The sequence below is a fragment of the Pelagerythrobacter marensis genome, assembly GCF_036700095.1.
Classification (GTDB): Bacteria; Pseudomonadota; Alphaproteobacteria; order Sphingomonadales; family Sphingomonadaceae; genus Pelagerythrobacter; species Pelagerythrobacter marensis_A.
The window spans coordinates 645,660-660,754 of sequence record NZ_CP144918.1 but is presented as its reverse complement, the minus strand read 5'-3'; the positions used below and the strand labels follow the sequence as shown (position 1 = coordinate 660,754).

Annotated in this window: 14 protein-coding genes; 5 read left to right on the top strand and 9 right to left on the bottom strand. The window is 67.7% G+C overall.

The window, feature by feature from the left end:
• Positions 1-32 precede the first annotated feature (32 nt).
• From V5F89_RS03075 to V5F89_RS03050, 6 genes are all read right to left on the bottom strand, one after another.
• Positions 33-368, bottom strand: coding sequence for a hypothetical protein (locus V5F89_RS03075; RefSeq protein ID WP_338446791.1), 336 nt, complete (start codon positions 366-368; stop codon positions 33-35).
• Positions 369-433: 65 nt separating this feature from the next.
• On the bottom strand, positions 434-1,231 hold the full coding sequence (locus V5F89_RS03070; RefSeq protein ID WP_338446790.1) for a head GIN domain-containing protein: 798 nt from the start codon (positions 1,229-1,231) through the stop codon (positions 434-436).
• Positions 1,232-1,413: 182 nt separating this feature from the next.
• Positions 1,414-1,947 (bottom strand): CarD family transcriptional regulator, encoded by a 534-nt coding sequence (locus V5F89_RS03065; protein ID WP_338446789.1) that lies wholly within the window; start codon positions 1,945-1,947, stop codon positions 1,414-1,416.
• Positions 1,948-2,185: 238 nt separating this feature from the next.
• Complete coding sequence (gene fdxA / locus V5F89_RS03060) at positions 2,186-2,524, bottom strand: ferredoxin FdxA (protein WP_338446788.1); 339 nt, start codon at positions 2,522-2,524, stop codon at positions 2,186-2,188.
• Positions 2,521-2,844 carry a S4 domain-containing protein gene (locus tag V5F89_RS03055; RefSeq protein ID WP_338446787.1) on the bottom strand — a complete coding sequence of 108 codons (324 nt, stop codon included), beginning with the start codon at positions 2,842-2,844 and terminating at the stop codon, positions 2,521-2,523. Before V5F89_RS03055 ends, fdxA begins: the two co-directional genes overlap by 4 nt.
• Positions 2,844-5,297, bottom strand: a complete 2,454-nt coding sequence (locus V5F89_RS03050; RefSeq protein WP_338447500.1) for a helicase-related protein — start codon at positions 5,295-5,297, stop codon at positions 2,844-2,846. The genes V5F89_RS03055 and V5F89_RS03050 overlap by 1 nt, the downstream gene beginning before the upstream one ends.
• A 239-nt stretch (positions 5,298-5,536) precedes the next feature.
• On the opposite strand from V5F89_RS03050, the gene V5F89_RS03045 reads away from it, so the two are divergent.
• The 5 genes from V5F89_RS03045 to V5F89_RS03025 all read left to right on the top strand — a co-directional run bounded on the left by V5F89_RS03045 (position 5,537) and on the right by V5F89_RS03025 (position 9,962).
• A complete protein-coding gene (locus tag V5F89_RS03045; RefSeq protein ID WP_425334369.1) occupies positions 5,537-7,213 on the top strand; it encodes a peptidoglycan DD-metalloendopeptidase family protein in 1,677 nt (558 codons plus the stop codon).
• A 92-nt stretch (positions 7,214-7,305) separates the two neighbouring features.
• The gene (gene hemB, locus V5F89_RS03040) at positions 7,306-8,301 is read left to right on the top strand and encodes a porphobilinogen synthase (RefSeq protein WP_338446785.1); all 996 of its coding nucleotides are present in this window, start codon (positions 7,306-7,308) and stop codon (positions 8,299-8,301) included.
• Positions 8,294-8,842 (top strand): GNAT family N-acetyltransferase, encoded by a 549-nt coding sequence (locus V5F89_RS03035; RefSeq protein WP_338446784.1) that lies wholly within the window; start codon positions 8,294-8,296, stop codon positions 8,840-8,842. Before hemB ends, V5F89_RS03035 begins: the two co-directional genes overlap by 8 nt.
• Positions 8,839-9,399 (top strand): GNAT family N-acetyltransferase, encoded by a 561-nt coding sequence (locus V5F89_RS03030; RefSeq protein ID WP_338446783.1) that lies wholly within the window; start codon positions 8,839-8,841, stop codon positions 9,397-9,399. Before V5F89_RS03035 ends, V5F89_RS03030 begins: the two co-directional genes overlap by 4 nt.
• Positions 9,396-9,962 carry a gamma carbonic anhydrase family protein gene (locus V5F89_RS03025; protein ID WP_338446782.1) on the top strand — a complete coding sequence of 189 codons (567 nt, stop codon included), beginning with the start codon at positions 9,396-9,398 and terminating at the stop codon, positions 9,960-9,962. The genes V5F89_RS03030 and V5F89_RS03025 overlap by 4 nt, the downstream gene beginning before the upstream one ends.
• 31 nt (positions 9,963-9,993) lie before the next feature.
• On the opposite strand, the gene V5F89_RS03020 is transcribed toward V5F89_RS03025, so the two are convergent.
• The 3 genes from V5F89_RS03020 to clpA form a co-directional block, all read right to left on the bottom strand.
• A complete protein-coding gene (locus V5F89_RS03020; protein ID WP_338446781.1) occupies positions 9,994-11,586 on the bottom strand; it encodes a cisplatin damage response ATP-dependent DNA ligase in 1,593 nt (530 codons plus the stop codon).
• Positions 11,587-11,588: 2 nt separating this feature from the next.
• Complete coding sequence (locus V5F89_RS03015; protein WP_338446780.1) at positions 11,589-12,593, bottom strand: ligase-associated DNA damage response exonuclease; 1,005 nt, start codon at positions 12,591-12,593, stop codon at positions 11,589-11,591.
• Between the two features lie 111 nt (positions 12,594-12,704).
• Positions 12,705-15,080: an ATP-dependent Clp protease ATP-binding subunit ClpA gene (clpA, locus tag V5F89_RS03010; RefSeq protein WP_338446779.1), complete on the bottom strand. Its 2,376-nt coding sequence runs from the start codon at positions 15,078-15,080 to the stop codon at positions 12,705-12,707.
• Between the last annotated feature and the right edge of the window lie 15 nt (positions 15,081-15,095).

Here is a 15,095-nt window from a genome sequence, read left to right as displayed (position 1 = left end):
GCTCGGCAGTACCGGGCCGGTACGGTGGCGGGTCAGCGTGGCTCCGGCTCGCGCGGCACGCTGGGCAGGAGGACCTGGATTTCGGCATAGGTCTTGCGCGCCTTGTCGCAGGCCCGGCGATCGCCGTCGGCACACTGGCGCATTTCCTTGTCGTATTGCCGCTCGAGCCGGCCGAGCTGTTCCTCGCGCCTGCGCAGTTCGCGTCCCCGCTTTTCGTCGGCTTCGGACTGGCTGGTCGTGGCCACGTCGACCGCCTTGCCGGCCACGCGCACCGGCGCAGTCGCCACGTCGAGGGCGGTCTTGGCAAGGCACCCGCTGAGAGCGAGTGCCAGGGGCAGTAAAGTCGAAATCAGGGCTATGCCGCGCATCGGGTCGTCTCCTCGAGCGCGGCATAGCCGATTGTTTGTGCAGGCGCGATGAACGCCGGCAAATTTTATTGCGGCTGGGGCGCTTGCCGCGGTTCGGGGGCTGCCGGTGGCGGGGCATTGCCACCTGTCGCGGCGCTGCCGTTCGTGCAGGTGAGGGTGCCCGAACCCATCGTGCTGACCGTGCACCGGGCCGACCCGGTGACCGCGACATCGCCCGATCCCATGATCTTCGCCTCGACGGTCCCGTCGGACGCGAAGTCTGCATCGCCGGAGCCGGCGATAGTGACTTCGGCGACGTCGACCCGAAGCCCGCCCATCTCGGCATTGCCCGAGCCGGCAATGTTCAGGTCGAGCGATTTGGCCCGCCCCGCTGCGCGGTACGTGCCCGAACCGGCTATCGTCACGTCCAGCGAACCGGCCTCGACCCTGTCGGTGCGCGCGGTGCCGCTGCCGGCGATGGTCACTTCCGGATTGCCTTCGAGAAGGTCTGCCTCGATCGTGCCCGATCCGGCGACCACCAGCTTTTCCACCCGGGGCAATGTGACCCGCACCGTCGCGCGGCCATCGGCGCTGCGCCAGCTGTCGTTCTCGCGCATGATGCCGAGCGTTTTGTCGTCGAGCGTGAAGCGCAGGTCCGCAATGGCGGGTTCGTCGCCGGTCACGGAAATGTCGAACGCTTCGCCGCGTGCCACCACGACGTCGTCGGGACCGGCCAGAACCACCTCGGTCGGGGTCTTGCCGGCGATATCGAGTTCGGAGAGCGGCACGCCGTCCGACCCGTTGATGTTGACCATTCCGTTGCAGCCGGTCGCGAGCAACATTGCCGCGAACGGAGCCGCGCCCTTCAGAATCTTGTCCAGCATTGCCTGTCGTCCTCATCTTCGGCCCGGTCGCAGGCCTGGAAGGCCGCTGTCCGGGGTTCATCCCAGTCCGTATTGCCGATGTAATACAGTGGGGCGGACTCCGCAACCGCAGCAAAGAAAAAGGGCCGCCCGGCGGGGCGGCCCTCATTGTCCCGTTCGGAACCCGGTTGCGGTGCGACGCGTCAGGCGTCCTCGGTATTCTCGTAATACTGCGGCGCGTGTTCGCGCAGCACGGCGAGAATCTTCTCCAGCGCGGCAGGTTCGTCGGTCTTCTCCATCGCCGCCAGTTCGCGTGCGAGCCGGCTGGAAGCGGCTTCGAAAATCTGCCGCTCGGAATACGACTGCTCGGGCTGGTCGTCGGGGCGGAACAGATCGCGGGTCACTTCGGCAATCGAGACCAGATCGCCGGAATTGATCTTCGCTTCGTATTCCTGCGCCCTGCGGCTCCACATCGTCCGCTTGACCTTGGGCTTGCCCTTGAGCGTTTCCATCGCTTCCTTGAGCGTCTTGTCGCTCGAGAGCTTGCGCATACCGATCGCTTCGACCTTGTTGGTGGGAACGCGCAGGGTCATGCGCTCCTTCTCGAACCGGAGCACATAGAGTTCGAGCTGCATTCCGGCGATTTCTTCGTTCTGCAGCTCGATCACACGGCCTACGCCGTGCTTGGGATATACGACATAGTCGCCGACATCGAAGGCGGGAGCCTTGCTGGCCATGCACAAGTCCTTTCTGCGGTCGGGGCCTGGAGCGAACAGTCGAATCGGCCTCCGGCCGCGCTCGGCAAAGCGCGGGCGATTGCCAACTTGTCCTGTCGCGATTGGGCCGGACCTTTCTACATGTCACGCCTGCGATCGGACGGGCGCCGATGCAGTTGGTGCATTATATAACACACTCGTAACAAAATTGCGAGTCCGGGATGCGCCCCCCGCGTCGCGGTGCGCCTGTCGCCCCGGTTCAGTCGCCCTCGCCCGGCTCGGGTGAGAAGAACTTCTCGAACTTGCCCTCTTCGCCCTTGTGCTCGTCCGCATCGGCGGGCGGTTCCTTCTGGCTCGTGATATTGGGCCATTCCGCCGAATACTTGGTGTTGATCTCGAGCCATTTTTCCAGCCCGTCTTCCGTGTCGGGCAGAATCGCCTCGGCCGGGCATTCCGGCTCGCAGACGCCGCAGTCGATGCATTCGCTGGGGTTGATCACCAGCATGTTCTCGCCTTCGTAGAAGCAGTCGACCGGACAGACCTCGACACAATCGGTGTACTTGCACTTGATGCAGGCATCGGTGACGACATAGGTCATTTCGGATCGCTTTCCTTCCTGGCTGGGGCCCGAACAGGGGGTCCGCTCGCTGCTATGGCGCTTTGCCCCTCCGGGTCAAGCACGCGATAGCAGGCTCGCGCCTCATCCGCCGGTCCGCGCCGCACGGGAAGGGCGACGAGTTCGATCACTCGCACGCCCCTGCCCAGCGGAAAGGTGAGCGTATCGCCGCAGGCGACCGTCTCGCTGGCGCGCGTCACGCGCCGGCCGTTTCGCCGGACCCGCCCCGTTTCGACCAGTGCCTGCGCGCGGCTGCGGGTCTTGAAGAACCGCAGCTGACACAGCAGCCGGTCGATCCGCATCACGGCACCTTGAGGTCCGCCAGCGCGGCGAAAGCGCTGTTGGCGGGCGCTCGCGAGGCCGGTTTCGTCCGCGGTTTGCGGCCGCGCCCGGGTTGCCATTGCCACAGGTCCGGCGCCGGCGGGCCGAAGGCGCCCTCCGCCATCCGGCGTGCGGGCAGGCAGCGAAAGCCGGCCGCGGCCAGCAGCCGCATCCAGCTTTCGCGGGTAAGCCCGGTCGAAATCGCGAGAGCGGGATCGAGCGCGAATCGCCGCTTCGCCGTTTCGGCGCGGGTCCGGTGCGCCGCGCGCAGGATCTTCTCGGCCACGTCGACCCGCACCGCCTGCTTGCCGAGAGGGCGATAGCCGGCCGGCAACCGGCCGCCCGTCTCGATCACCGGCTGCATCGATTCCTGCAACGGCCGCCGGTCGCGCCCCAACGTGTGAAGCAATGCGCGTGGCGCGGGCTTGAGCAGCGCCGGAGCAAAAACATCGAGCGCGCCGAAAGTGACGCCAAGACGGCGAAGGAACGGTCGCATCTCCCTGGGCAGATGCTCGATTCCCGCGTTCTCGCGCGCGACGACCCCGTGCCCTGCCAGAAGGTTGAGCAGGAGCGCGCGAGCCTGCGATCCCGCTTCGGGGTTCCTTGCGGCCTGGGCCAGTTTCGCCAGGGGCGCGAGCGGCACTAGCTGTCCGCTCAACCATTCGGACAGCGCCGACAGCAGCCGCGCGCGCACGCTCTCGGGAAGAAAGCCCAGCTCGCGTGCCGGGGCGAGCCGCGGATCGAGCGGATCGCCGTTGTCCTCCACCCGCGCCAGCTCGTGGCCTTCCCAGTGCAAGGCGCCCCCGGCGAGGGAAACACCTTCCATCCCGGATGCGACGAGCGCGTCCGCCCTCTCGCTCAGGATGCGCGGCAGGGCCTTCTCGCCGGCGGCGAGCAGCATCTTGCGGTCGTCGTGGCTGGCGCTGTGGTCGACCGTGAAGCGGAAGCCGTCGATGCGCCCGATCGGCTCGTCTTCCACCAGCAGGGCTCCGTCCTGCGCGAGGCTGACGGGCAGCAGGGCCGGATCGGTGCCCAGGGTTCTCATCAGAATCGCAGTCCTCCGGTTGACGAAACGCTCGGTCAGCCGCCCGTGTAGCGCATCGGACAGGCGCGCTTCCACTCCCCGTGCGCGTGCCGCCATTTCGTCGCGCGCGAGGACCCAGTCGGGCCGCTGGCAGATATAGGCCCAGCTGCGGATTGCGGCGATGCGGCCCTGCAGCGTGTCGATATCGCCCTGGACCCGGTCCAGTTCCGCAATGCGCGCGGCGACGTAGTCGGCGCCGAGATAGCCGCCGCGCAGTTCCTGCCACAGCCGGGCCACGAAGCGCGCATGGACATCGGGGCCGAGCTGGCGGAAATCGGGCAGCGAACAGACTTCCCAGAACCGGCGCACCATGCCCGGCCCCTTGACGTCATCGGCGAGATCTTCCCCTGCAAGCCGTTTGAGCACCGCAAGGTCGATCGCCTCGACGGCCGGCGCCAGTTCCGGCTGCGCCGGCGGCGATTCCAGATCGGCGATCAGCATTCCAAGGGTATCGAAGCGGGGCTGCGCCTCGCGCCAGAACAGCTTCGTCAGAGGGGCGAAGCGATGTTCCTCGATCGCATAGATCTCCTCTTCGGAAAATTCGGGCGCCGGCCCCTTCGCGCCCGCCAGAGTGCCGAAGGTACCGTCCGTCTGATGGCGGCCCGCACGCCCTGCGATCTGCGCCATCTCCGCCGGGATGAGCCGGCGCTGGCGAATGCCGTCGAACTTGGTCAGCGAGGCGAAGGCGACATGGTTGACGTCGAGATTGAGACCCATGCCGATCGCATCGGTGGCGACGATATAGTCGACCTCGCCCGACTGGAACATGGCCACTTGCCGGTTGCGCGTTTCGGGGCTGAGCGCGCCCATGACCACGGCGGCGCCCCCGCGATAGCGGCGCAGCATTTCCGCCACGGCATAAACCTGCTCGACCGAGAAGGCGACGATCGCACTGCGCGGGGGAAGGCGCGAGAGCTTGCGCGATCCGATATGGCGCAAGGTCGAGAGCCGGGGCCGCGTTTCGATCGCCGCGGAGGGGATCAGCGAGCGCACCAGCGGCTCGATCGTCGCCGCTCCCAGCAGCATCGTTTCCTCGCGGCCGCGCGCGTGGAGCAGGCGATCGGTGAACACATGGCCGCGCTCGCGGTCGGCCGCCAGTTGCGCCTCGTCGAGCGCGACGAAGGCCAGCGACCCGTTCTGCGCACCGTCCCCATGTGCTCGCACAGTGCTGCGCAGGGGCATGGCCTCCACCGTGCAAAGGAAATAGCGTGCGCCGGGCGGCTCGATCCGCTCCTCCCCTGTTATCAGGGCGACCTGCCTGTCTCCCTTGATCGCCACGACCCGGTCGTAGACTTCGCGCGCCAGCAGGCGCAGCGGAAAACCGATCGCGCCGCTAGAATGCGCGCACATCCGCTCGATCGCGAGGTGGGTCTTGCCCGTGTTGGTCGGGCCGAGGACCGCCTTGATGCCGGAACCGTCTCGATTGGGGGTCACGTCTGCCAATGTGGCATCGCGGACCGCTCCCGACAACAGCACCGTGGCCAGGGCGGGGCCGGGCACGGCGGTTCCCACGGATCGTCGTGAAGGCGACTCGCCTTGTCGCGGGTTAAGCGCGCCTTTACTTTAATCCGGCAGGGATTGCGGCATAGATGACGCCAGGGATCGGGTTGCGACACCTCGCGCAGCCAGCCGGAGGAGGCGCGGTGTACAAGCAGGGCGATGGAGGGGCGCGGGTCAACGCCGGTTTCGGCGACGACCTGTGGCGTCCTGCCACGCTTTCGCACGCGCAGATTCTGCCGGACGCGGTGCCGCATGTCATTCCGAGGGCACGGACTCTCGCCGAAAGGGTCGATACCTGGCGCGAGGATCTGTCCGCGCGTCTTGCCCGGGCGGATATCGCCCCCGACCTGGCGGAAGCGATCGGCAGCAGGCGCTGGTTTCGCGGGCTGGGCACGTTGATCGGCCTTTCGGCGCTGGCGCTGGCGTTCTGGCCCGATTTCGCGCCGGTCGAAGCCGCCCCCGCGATGGCGATGACCGAAAGCGCGCGCGACGAGTTTCGCAGCCAGATGATCATGCCGCTGGCGCTGGGTGCGGACAGCGGCCGGCGCATGGGCGCGACCGAGCGCGTCGTACCGCTGAAGTCGGCGCCCGAAAGGCCGCAAGTCGAGCTGCTGGCCACTCTGTCGCAGGGAGACAGCTTCACTCGCATGCTGCAGCGCGCCGGCGTCGGGACGCACGATGCCGAGCGGGTCGCCGATCTCGTCGCGCGCTCGATCGCGCTCGACACGATCGAACCGGGGACGCAAGTGGACATCACGCTCGGCCGGCGGCCGCGACCGGGCGCTGCCAGGCCGCTCGATGCGCTGACGTTCCGCGCACGGTTCGATCTCGAACTCGAAATCGCCCGCGATGCCGCCGGGAACCTTGCGCTTTCGCGCAAGCCGATCCGGGTGGACGACACCCCGCTGAGGATTCGCGGCACGGTGGGGTCGAGCCTTTACCGTTCGATGCGCGCGGCCGGGGCCCCCGCCAGCGCGGTGCAGCAGTATCTCAAGGTTTTGAGCGACCAGCTCGACATGGACCGTGCGGTGCGTTCGAGCGATACGTTCGACCTGATCGTCCAGTATCGCCGTGCGGCGACCGGGGAGCGGCAGGCGGGCGAGCTGCTCTACGCCGGTATCGAGCGAGGAGGCGAGCCGACCGCGCAGTTGATGCGCTGGGGCAGCGAGGGGCGCTTTTACGAAGCGTCGGGCGTGGGCGAGCAACGCAACGGCCTGGTCGCGCCGGTTCCGGGCCCGGTGTCGTCGGGCTTCGGGATGCGGCGGCACCCCATCCTCGGCTATCGCCGGATGCATTCGGGCATGGATTTCCGCGCCGGCTACGGCACGCCGATTGTCGCGGTGGCCGATGCGCGGGTGACCAGCGCGGGCCGCGCGGGCGGCTGCGGCAATGCCGTCAGGCTCGATCACGGCGGCGGGCTGGCGACGCGATATTGCCACATGAGCCGGATGGCGGTGCGCGCGGGGCAGAGCGTCCGCCGCGGACAGGTGATCGGCTATGTCGGCTCCACCGGGCTGTCGACCGGGCCGCATCTCCACTACGAAATGTATCGCGGCGGACGGGCGGTCGATCCCGCCTCGGTCCGCTTCGTCACGCGCGCGCAGCTGTCGGGGGCGGAACTGCGGCGCTTCCGGGCCGCGCTCGCCGATCTCAAGACGGTCGAGGCCGGCGCTGCGCTGGAAGATCTGGCGCCTGCCGCTTCCGAGGCGCCGGCGGCGCCGGCGCGCGAGATCGACCGCCTCGAGGCGCCTCAGCGCATACGGTGATCCTGCGGGCGGTACTGCCGTCGCGCACCGGAGAACACGGGGCCTGAGACTCGCGGCTTGTTCGCTGCGGGCAATTCCGGCAACAGACCGGCATGACCGGTTCCTACCCCTCCCTCCGGATGCGCCGCACGCGGGCGACGGCCTGGAGCCGCGCCCTGCACCGCGAGACCGTGCTGACGCCCGCCGACCTGATCTGGCCGCTCTTCGTGACCGAGGGATCGGGCGTCGAAGACCCGGTTGCCAGCCTGCCCGGCGTGTCCCGCTGGTCGGTCGACGGCATCGCGGCCCGGGCGAAGGAGGCGGTCGATCTGGGCATTCCCTGTATCGCGCTCTTCCCCAACACGCCGGCGGACAGGCGCAGCGACGATGGGGCCGAGGCGCTCAATCCCGACAACCTCATGTGCCGGGCGATCAGGGCGGTGCGCGACGCGTGCGGACGCGATATCGGCATCCTCACCGATGTCGCGCTCGATCCCTATACGGCCCATGGGCAGGACGGGCTGCTCGACGGCGACGGCTATGTGGTCAACGACGATACCGTTGCGATCCTGGTCGACCAGGCGCTCAACCAGGCGCAGGCCGGGGCCGACGTGATTGCCCCGTCGGACATGATGGACGGGCGGGTGAAGGCGATCCGCATGGCGCTGGAAATGGGCGGCCATCACAACGTCCAGATCATGAGCTATGCCGCGAAGTACGCCAGCGCTTTCTACGGCCCGTTTCGCGACGCGGTCGGCTCGGGCGGCCTGCTGAAGGGCGACAAGAAAAGCTACCAGATGGATCCGGCCAATGGGGAGGAGGCGCTGCGCGAGGTCGCGCTCGATCTTTCCGAAGGGGCGGACAGCGTCATGGTCAAGCCGGGGCTGCCCTATCTCGACGTGGTGCGCCGGGTGAAGGAACGGTTCGAAGTTCCGGTCTTCGCCTATCAGGTGAGCGGCGAATACGCGATGATCGAGGCTGCAGCTGCCGCCGGCGCCGGCGATCGCGACGCGCTGGTTCTCGAAACGCTGACCGCCTTCAAACGCGCCGGGTGCAGCGGTGTGCTGACCTACCATGCCGCGCACGCGGCCCGGTTGCTGAATGGCTGACTTTCGCCACGAGACCGGGCGCCTGTGGCTGCGCGACTGGCGTGATGGCGACTGCGACGACTTCCACCGCGTCTGCGGCGATCCGCGGGTGATGGCAACGCTCGGCCCCGTCATGTCGCGGGGCGAGACGGCGAAACTGATCGCCGATCTGCAGGATCGGGCCGCGCGTTTCGGACACACCTTCTGGGCGCTGGAGCGCAAGAGCGATGGACGGGTGATCGGCTTCACCGGGCTCGTGCGCGGCAATATCGCGCAGATCGAAGGCGAGCTGGAGATCGGCTGGCGTCTTGCCGCCGACTGCTGGGGGCAGGGGTACGCACGCGAGGCGGCCGAGGCGTCGCTCGACTGGGCGAAGGCGAATCGGTCCGGCGAGCCGGTCGTCGCGATCACGGCGCGGGCCAATGCGCGCAGCCGGGCGCTCATGGAACGTCTGGGAATGACCCGCCGGCCGGAGCGCGACTTCGATCATCCGCGCGTGCCCGAGGGCGATCCCCTGCGGCCGCATGTGCTCTACGCAATCGATCCCGGCGCGCGGCGGTGACGGGCCCGATCCTCCTCGAAACCGACCGCCTGGTGCTGCGGGTGCCGGGCGAGGGCGACGTCGAGCGGCAGATGGCCTGTCTCAACACCCCCACGGTGATGAAACATCTCGGCGGGCCGAGGCCGCGCGCGTTCATCGCGGAAAAGCACGCCCGGGCCCGCGCGCTCCATGCGGCCGAAGGCTTCTGCTTCTGCATGCTGGAAGAGCGCGAGAGCGGCGCGCTGGTCGGTCACGCGGGGCTCAAGCGAGTGGACAATCCGCTCGCCCGCAATCCGGGCGACATGGAGGTTGGCTGGCTGATCCGCGAGGACCGCTGGCGCCGCGGCTATGCCTGGGAGGCGGTCGTCGCCGTGCTCGATTTCGCCTTTGCGCGGATCGATCCCCCGGCGATCGTCGCGCTCACCAGCTTCGCCAACCGGGGCAGCTGGCGCCTGATGGAAAAGCTCGGGATGGAACGCCGGCCCGATCTCGATTTCACCGATCCGAACTTTGCCCCGGAAGACAATCCGACGATCCTCTATTCGATCACCCGCAAACAATGGGAGAGCAGGACATGACCACCCGCCCCGGCGTGACGATCGTCCCGATCCACGGCAAGCGCCCGACCATCCACGACAGCGCCTTCGTCGCGCCCGGCTGCGTTCTGGTGGGCGACGTCACGATCGGTGCCGACAGCTCGATCTGGTACAATTGCGTGCTGCGCGCCGATGTCAGCCGGATCGTGATCGGCGAACGGACCAATGTCCAGGACGGCAGCGTGCTGCATTGCGACCCCGAACGGCCTGGCGATCCCGACGGCTCGCCGCTGCTGATCGGCGACGACGTGCTGATCGGCCATATGGCGATGGTCCACGGCTGCGTGATCGAGGATCGCGGCTTCGTGGGCCTGGGCGCGATCGCGATGAACAAGGCCGTGATCGGCTCCGACGCCATGCTGGCGGCCGGCGCGATGCTGACCGAAGGCAAGGCGATGGCCGCGCGCGAGCTGTGGGGAGGCCGCCCGGCGCGCAAGATGCGCGACCTCGACGACGCGGCCATTGCCGGCATGCGCGCCGGCGTCGCCCACTATGTCGAGAATGGGAAGGCTCACGCGGCGGCTGTCGTCGAAGCGGGGCTTTGAGCGGAACCGAAGTCGTGCCGCGCGACTTTCGCTAATCCCGAACCAGGGCGCGCAGGGCCTCGATCCGGTCGGCTTCGTGGACCGGCTTGTCCCAGCGGATCCGGTGGATGCGCGGAAAACGCATGGCGAGGCCGGACTTGTGCCGCCGGCTTTCGTGCACCGAATCGAAGGCGACTTCGAACACCAGCGACTTGTCCGTCTCGCGCACCGGGCCGAAGCGGTTGACGGTATGGGTGCGCACGTGGCGGTCGAGCCGCTTGAGTTCTTCGTCGGTAAAACCCGAATAGGCCTTGCCCACCGGCAGCAGATCGGCCCCCTCGTCGGGGTCGCCGTCCCAGCATCCGAAGGTGTAGTCGGAAAAGAAGCTCGACCGCCGTCCGCTGCCCCGCTGGGCGTACATCAGCACGCAGTCGATCAGCAGGGGATCGCGCTTCCACTTGTACCACAACCCAGCCTTGCGGCCGGCGACATAGGGTGAATCGCGCCGCTTGAGCATCAGCCCTTCGATCGCATCGTCGCGCGCGCCTTCGCGGATGCGGGCGAGGTCGTCGAAATCGGCCGCCTCGACCACTTCGCTCAGGTCGAAGCGCGCCGCCGGAAGGCGCGGCATCAGCGCCTCCAGCCGCGCGCGCCGGGCGGTCCAGGGCAATTCGCGCAAGTCCTTCCCTTCCACGATCAGCGCGTCGTAGAGACGGACGAAGGCCGGCGCTTCGGCCAGCAGCTTCCGGCTCACGGTCTTGCGTCCCAGCCTTTGCTGCAAGGCGTTGAAACTGGCCGCACCGCCTTTCTCGCCGCCCTGGGCCGTGCCCCGCACGAGCAGTTCGCCATCGAGCACGGCATCGAACGCAAGCGCGTCGATCAACTCGGGAAAGGTGGCAGTGATATCGTCGCCCCCGCGCGAATAGAGCCGGGTCTCGCCACCGATCCGCACGAGCTGCACCCGGATGCCGTCCCATTTCCATTCGGCCACATAGTCGGCGAGATCGACCGTGGCGTCCTCCAGCGGATGGGCGAGCATGAAGGGGCGGAAAGTCGGCAGGTTGGCGGTGTCGGGCGGCGCGGCGCCCTCTGCGGCCCAGGCGAACAGGGCGGGATAGGGCGGGGAGAGGCCGTGCCAGTGTTCCTCCACGTCCTCCACCGACACCGCGAAGGCCTGCGCGAACGCGACTTTGGCAAGCCGCGACGAAACGCCGATCCGCATGCCGCCCGTCGCCAGCTTGAGCAGGGCGTAGCGGCCCGAGGCGTCGAGCCGGTCGAGCAGTTTCGCCAGGTCGGCCGGTGCGCTCTTGCGGGTCGTCGCACGCAGCGCTTCGACCGCCTCTGTCACCGATGGGGGATCGGACGGCGCCTCCCCCGCCGGCCACAGCAGACTGGCGGTTTCCGCCGTATCGCCCACGAAATCGCGGCTGAGCGTCCACAGGACCGGGTCGATCCGTTCCTTGAGCAGGTTGCGAATGGTCGACGACTTGACGTCAGGAAAATCGAGCCCGCCGGTCAGCGCCGCCAGCGCCCATCCCCGGTCGGGATCGCCTGCCTCGCGCAGATAGTCTGCGATCAGGCGCAGCTTCTCGTTGCGGCTGCGGGTATAGACGAGCGCGTCGAGCAGAGCGGCGAACGCTTCCACCGCTAGTCGTCCTCGTCCTCGTAACCGACCAGCGCGAGCGCGCGTGCGCGCCGCTGGTGCAGCTGGTGCCAGCGCAGCAGGGCTTCCTCCCGCCCGTGGGTGATCCAGGTCTCGTGTGGGTCGACGTCCTCCACCGTTCGCGTCAGTTCGCCCCAGTCGGCATGATCGGAGATGACCAGCGGCAGTTCGACGTTCCGCTGGCGGGCGCGCTGGCGCACGCGCATCCAGCCTGACGCCATGGCGGCGATCGGGTCGGGCAGGCGGCGGCTCCAGCGGTCGTTGAGCGCGGACGGCGGGCAGACGACGACGTGCCCGCGCATGTCCTCCTTCCTCGCATCGCTCACCAGGCGCAGCTCACCCAGATCGACGCCGAAATCCTCATAGAGGCGGCACATCTTCTCCATCGCGCCGTGGAGATAGATCGGATCGCGGTGCCCGGCCGCGCGCAGCTCGGCGATCACGCGCTGGGCCTTGCCCAGGGCATAGGCGCCGACGAGCACGCAGCGATCCGGATGGGCGGCGAGGCGGTCGAGCAGCTTGCCGATCTCGGCTGCGATCGGCGGATGGCAGAAGACGGGCAGGCCGAATGTCGCCTCGGTGATGAAAATATCGCAGGGCGTGACCTCGAACGGGGGGCAGGTCGGGTCGGACACGCGCTTGTAGTCGCCGGTTATCACCACCCGCTCGCCCGCGTGTTCGAGCAGGATCTGCGCGCTGCCGAGCACATGACCGGCGGGGATGTAGGTCGCGTCCACGCCGCCGGGCAGACGGATCGTTTCCCCGTATGCGACTGGAACCGCCCCGTGCGAAGTTGCGTAGCGCAACTTCATGATCGCCAGCGTTTCGGGCGTGGCCACAGTCCGCCCGTGCCCGCCGCGCGCATGGTCGGCATGGCCGTGGGTCACCAGCGCATGATCGACCGCCTGCGAGGGATCGATCCAGCAATCGGCGGGAACGACATGGATGCCGTGCGGCTCGGGCCGGATCCATGCGAAATCGCGTGCCATACGGTGAAAAATGGCGGCGGTGCGCTGCGGTTCCGCCGGCCGGTCGGGAAAGGCCTGCGTCGCCCCCGCGGGCGAGGACGGCGGAGGGCGCAGCGACACCCTCCGTCCGCGCTATTCGCCCTTGTCGCCCCCGGCGCCCTCGCTGGCGTCCGGCGCCTTGTCGGCCTCGCCCTTCTTCGCGGCCGGTTTCTTCGCCGCCTTGCGCTTGGGCCGCGCCTTGGGCGGCGCCGGTGTCAGCTCGAACGCCGGCTTGCCGCCCTTGACGCTGACGTGGACTTCGCCCCCGTCGGCGAGTTTGCCGAACAGCAGCTCTTCGGCCAGCGGCTGCTTGATCTTCTCCTGGATCAGGCGGCCCATCGGGCGGGCGCCGTACAGGCGGTCGTATCCCTTGTTCGCCAGCCATTCGCGCGCATCCTTGTCGAACTGGATATGCACGTTCTGTTCGGCCAGCTGCAGTTCGAGCTGCAGGATGAACTTGTCGACCACGCGGGCAACCGTGCCCTTGCCGAGATAGCCGAACGGGACGATGGCATCGAGGCGGTTGCGGAATTCGGGGGTGAACATCTTCTTCACCGCTTCCTCGCCCGCGTCTTCCTTGCTCACGTCGCCGAAGCCGATGCCCTGGCGCGCCATGTCGGCGGCGCCGGCATTGGTCGTCATGATCAGTACGACATTGCGGAAATCGACCGTCTTTCCGTGATGATCGGTCAGTCGGCCATTATCCATCACCTGGAGCAGGATGTTGAACAGGTCCGGGTGGGCCTTCTCGATCTCGTCGAGCAGGAGCACGCAATGCGGGTTCTGGTCCACCGCGTCGGTCAGCAGGCCGCCCTGGTCGTAACCGACATAGCCCGGAGGCGCGCCGATCAGCCGGCTGACCGAATGGCGCTCCATGTACTCGGACATGTCGAAGCGCTTCAACTCGATCCCCATCACGCTGGCGAGCTGGCGCGCGACTTCGGTCTTGCCGACGCCGGTGGGGCCGGTGAACAGGAAGCTGCCGATCGGCTTGTCGGGATCGCGCAGGCCGGCCCGGCTGAGCTTCATCGCGGTGGAAAGCCGCTCGATCGCCTCGTCCTGGCCGAACACGACATGTTTCAGGTCGCGCTCGAGGTTCTCCAGCGCCTTCTTGTCGTCGCTCGACACCGTCTTGGGCGGAATCCGCGCCATCGTCGCGATCACGGCCTCGATCTCGCGCGCGGTGATCTTCTTCTTGCGGCGGCTGGGCGGCACCAGCATCTGCATCGCGCCGACTTCGTCGATCACGTCGATCGCCTTGTCGGGCAGCTTGCGATCGTTGATGTAGCGCGCCGACAGCTCGACCGCCGTCTTGAGCGCGTCGGGCGTGTACTTGACGTTGTGGTGCGTTTCGAACGCGGTCCTGAGGCCGCGCAGGATCTTGATCGTATCCTCGATCGTCGGCTCGTTGACGTCGATCTTCTGGAACCGGCGCAGCAGGGCGCGGTCCTTCTCGAAATGGTTGCGGAATTCCTTGTAGGTGGTCGATCCGATGCAGCGGATCGCGCCGCTGGACAGCGCGGGTTTCAGCAAATTGCTGGCATCCATCGCCCCGCCGCTGGTCGCGCCGGCGCCGATCACGGTGTGAATCTCGTCGATGAAGAGAATGGCATCGGGCATGCCTTCCAGCTCGCTGACGACCTGCTTCAGGCGTTCCTCGAAATCGCCGCGATAGCGCGTGCCCGCGAGCAGGGCGCCCATGTCGAGCGAATAGATCACCGCGTCGGTGAGAACTTCGGGCACCTCGCCTTCGATGATCTTGCGCGCCAGGCCTTCGGCAATCGCGGTCTTGCCGACGCCCGGGTCGCCGACATAGAGCGGATTGTTCTTCGACCGGCGGCAGAGGATCTGGATCGTGCGGTCGACTTCCGGCCCGCGCCCGATCAGCGGATCGACTTTGCCCGCCTGGGCCTTGGCGTTGAGGTTGACCGTAAACTGGTCGAGCGCCGTTTCCTTCTTGTTGTCGGCTTTCTCGTCGGTCTTGCCCGCTTCGTCGGCGCCCTGCGGCGACCGGCTTTCGAGCTGCTTGCCGCCCTTGCCGATACCGTGGCTGATGAAGCTGACCGCATCGAGCCGGCTCATATCCTGCTGCTGGAGGAAATAGACCGCGTAGCTGTCGCGTTCGGAAAACAGCGCGACGAGCACGTTCGCGCCCGTCACGGTATCCTTGCCGCTCGACTGGACGTGGAGAATCGCGCGCTGGATAACCCGCTGGAAACCCGCGGTCGGTTGCGGATCGCCGTCGTCCTCGGTCTTCAGCGACTGGTATTCCTGATCGAGATACTGGCGCACCGCTTCGCCCAGTTCGTCCAGATCGACGCCGCACGCGGCCATGACCTGCGCCGCGTCCTCGTCGTCCACCAGCGCGAGCAGAAGATGCTCCAGCGTGGCGTATTCGTGCCGGCGCTCGCCGGCGTTCTCCAGCGCGGCGTGCAATGTTTTTTCGAGGTTCGGGGCGAAACTGGGCATCTATCGATCTTTCGT

What these genes read in the sequence shown, in the direction of transcription:
- V5F89_RS03075 (WP_338446791.1), bottom strand. Translation starts at nt 368, where the DNA reads ATGCGCGGCATAGCCCTGATTTCGACTTTACTGCCCCTGGCACTCGCT.
- V5F89_RS03070 (WP_338446790.1), bottom strand. Translation starts at nt 1,231, where the DNA reads ATGCTGGACAAGATTCTGAAGGGCGCGGCTCCGTTCGCGGCAATGTTG.
- V5F89_RS03065 (WP_338446789.1), bottom strand. Translation starts at nt 1,947, where the DNA reads ATGGCCAGCAAGGCTCCCGCCTTCGATGTCGGCGACTATGTCGTATAT.
- fdxA (WP_338446788.1), bottom strand. Translation starts at nt 2,524, where the DNA reads ATGACCTATGTCGTCACCGATGCCTGCATCAAGTGCAAGTACACCGAT.
- V5F89_RS03055 (WP_338446787.1), bottom strand. Translation starts at nt 2,844, where the DNA reads ATGCGGATCGACCGGCTGCTGTGTCAGCTGCGGTTCTTCAAGACCCGC.
- V5F89_RS03050 (WP_338447500.1), bottom strand. Translation starts at nt 5,297, where the DNA reads ATGTGCGCGCATTCTAGCGGCGCGATCGGTTTTCCGCTGCGCCTGCTG.
- V5F89_RS03045 (WP_425334369.1), top strand. Translation starts at nt 5,537, where the DNA reads ATGACGCCAGGGATCGGGTTGCGACACCTCGCGCAGCCAGCCGGAGGA.
- hemB (WP_338446785.1), top strand. Translation starts at nt 7,306, where the DNA reads ATGACCGGTTCCTACCCCTCCCTCCGGATGCGCCGCACGCGGGCGACG.
- V5F89_RS03035 (WP_338446784.1), top strand. Translation starts at nt 8,294, where the DNA reads ATGGCTGACTTTCGCCACGAGACCGGGCGCCTGTGGCTGCGCGACTGG.
- V5F89_RS03025 (WP_338446782.1), top strand. Translation starts at nt 9,396, where the DNA reads ATGACCACCCGCCCCGGCGTGACGATCGTCCCGATCCACGGCAAGCGC.
- V5F89_RS03015 (WP_338446780.1), bottom strand. Translation starts at nt 12,593, where the DNA reads ATGGCACGCGATTTCGCATGGATCCGGCCCGAGCCGCACGGCATCCAT.
- clpA (WP_338446779.1), bottom strand. Translation starts at nt 15,080, where the DNA reads ATGCCCAGTTTCGCCCCGAACCTCGAAAAAACATTGCACGCCGCGCTG.